This is a genomic window from Rhizobium sp. P32RR-XVIII (assembly GCF_012641395.1).
Taxonomy (GTDB): Bacteria; Pseudomonadota; Alphaproteobacteria; order Rhizobiales; family Rhizobiaceae; genus Rhizobium.
This window is the reverse complement of the sequence record NZ_JABAIH010000062.1, coordinates 1-2,358: the sequence shown is the minus strand read 5'-3', so window position 1 is coordinate 2,358 and position 2,358 is coordinate 1. Positions and strand designations below refer to the sequence as shown.

Annotated in this window: 3 protein-coding genes; all 3 read left to right on the top strand. The window is 61.0% G+C overall.

Annotation, left to right across the window (positions count from 1 at the left end; translation table 11 throughout):
* Nucleotides 1-9 precede the first annotated feature (9 nt).
* Nucleotides 10-966 carry an AraC family transcriptional regulator gene (locus HGP14_RS35020; RefSeq protein ID WP_168834358.1) on the top strand — a complete coding sequence of 319 codons (957 nt, stop codon included), beginning with the start codon at nucleotides 10-12 and terminating at the stop codon, nucleotides 964-966.
* A 129-nt stretch (nucleotides 967-1,095) separates the two neighbouring features.
* Entirely contained in the window at nucleotides 1,096-1,800 is a 705-nt protein-coding gene (locus tag HGP14_RS35015; protein WP_205927476.1) for a nitroreductase family protein, read from the top strand.
* A gap of 34 nt (nucleotides 1,801-1,834) precedes the next feature.
* On the top strand, nucleotides 1,835-2,358 hold a 524-nt coding region (locus tag HGP14_RS35010; RefSeq protein WP_168834357.1), incomplete at its 3' end, for a carboxymuconolactone decarboxylase family protein.

Here is a 2,358-nt window from a genome sequence, read left to right as displayed (position 1 = left end):
GAGGTCCCTATGTCCGAAGTCGATTGGCTAAGCCATCTCTTGCAAATCATCACCGTTACCGGCCAGCTCGAGGTCCGCTGTGCCTACGGTGCGCCGTGGCGCGTTGCCTGGAGCCAGGCTGCGGCGAACGAGATCCCCTACCACGTCATACTCAAGGGCCGGGCGATTATGGAGGATCCGGAGGCGAGAACGGCGAGGGAGCTGGTGAGTGGAGATATCGTACTGCTGCCTCACGGTGCGGCGCATGTGCTGCACGACGGCAGCGGACAAACGCCAATCCGTACACACGAGAGCCGAAACTCCGCCGGATGGACGCTGAGCGAGAACGATGGCCAGGGCGAGCAACTGGATCTGCTGTGCGGGCGATTTTTCATCGAGCCGCCCCATGATCGACTGATCCGTAACTACCTGCCCACAAATCTGGTGGCGCGGACTATGGAGCACCATGGAGAAGACGGCATCGGATCCGCTTCCAACCAACTGGTCAGTCTGGTGGGGTTGATGCGAACTGAGTCCGCCGGCGACCGAGCGGGAGGGCGCGCCGTTCTCAACGCGCTTTCTTCGGCCCTGTTTACACTGGTACTGCGTGCGGCGAGCGAATCCGAGAAAGCCCCGGAAGGCTTGTTGGCGCTCGCCGGCCATCCGCGCCTGGCTCCAGCCATTGCGGCGATATTCGCCGATCCAACGCGGTCCTGGAAACTGCCTGATCTGGCGGACTTGTGCGGCATGTCGCGCGCTACGTTCATGCGGCACTTTCAAGACAGATTGGGTTGCTCCGCCCTCGATTTGTTGACCGATCTCCGCATGAGTCTGGCTGCCAACGAGTTGAAAAAGCCAGCAGTCAGCACCGAGGCTGTGGCCGAGACGGTCGGGTATCAATCTGTTTCGGCATTCCGCCGCGTCTTTGCCGAAAGAATGGGGATGACGCCGGGGGAATGGCGCCGACTGGCGCGCGCTGGCGGCTAGACGCGCGGCCTGAGATTGCGATGCCTCATCTTGATCCTTTCGCGCATCATATTGAGAAAATACAGTCTCGATATTTTCACTGCCGACCGTAAATTGGGCTCCACAATCACTTGATGAGGAGCCACCCAAATGAACTACATCAGCATCGCCTCTAACGAAACGGCAACCGCCGCAGCCGCCGAAATCCATGCGCGGACCGCGCCGACACGATCGACGCCGACGAACGCCGTCATCGAAAACATTCTGAGCCGTAGTGCTGCCAAGTACTACGACCCCAACGCCACACTGAGCGACGATCAGATCCGCGACCTCGTGCGGATCGGCACTTCGGCGCCGACCTCCTTCCATCTTCAGAACTGGCGGTTTATTGCCGTCCGTACACCCGAAGCAAAGGCTCAGTTGCGTCCCATCGCCTGGGATCAGCCCGCGATCACCGATGCCGCCGTTACCTTCATCGTTATCGGCCGGTTGGCCGACGCCAGCACCGTCCCTGAGCGTCTGGCTCCGGTCGTGGAAGCCGGCATCATGCCGGCGCACCTGGTGCCGGAATGGGAGGCTCCCGCTCGCGGGCTGTATGACGATCAACCCCAGCGGCAGCGCGACGAGGCAGTGCGCACCGCGACCTTTGGCACCGCGGCGATTATCTACGCAGCCCGCTCCCTCGGCCTCGGCTCGACGCCGATGATCGGCTTCAACGCCGAGGCGGTGCACAGCGTGTTCAGCCTGGCTGAAGATGAAATCCCGGTGATGTTGCTGACCGTCGGACCAGAGCGGGCCGGCAACTGGCCGCAGAAGCCGCGCATGCCCGTGGCCGATGTCCTGGACTTCGCATAATTCTCAATTCAACCAAAAACTTATGGAGACTATGATGCCTAGAACTATTGCCCTGAAGCCGGAACAGGTGCCGGCCGAATCCAAACAGACTCTCGATGCGTTCACCAAGAACATCGGGTTCACCCCGAACATGATGGCGGCCTTCGCACAAAGCCCGATCGCGTTCAACGCATGGGCCACCCTGCTCGGCTCTCTGAGCAAGGCGCTCGACGTGAAGACACGCGACAGCATCGGCCTCGCCGTCTCCGAAGTGAATGGCTGCAACTATTGCCTGACGGTTCACAGCTTCACGGCCGAACATATGGCCAAGCTGCCGGCTGATGACATCATTCTCGCCCGGAAGGGCCATGCCACCGATCCGAAACGAGACGCCGCCGTCCAGTTTGCGCGCAAGGTCATCGAGACCCGCGGACAGGTCAGCGACGCCGATCTGAAAGCCGTCCGCGATGCCGGCTACACCGATGCTGATATCATCGAGATCGTCGCACTGGTGGCCATGTACTCCCTGACGAACTTCTTCAACAACGTGTTCGATCCCGAGAAGGACTTTCCCGCCGT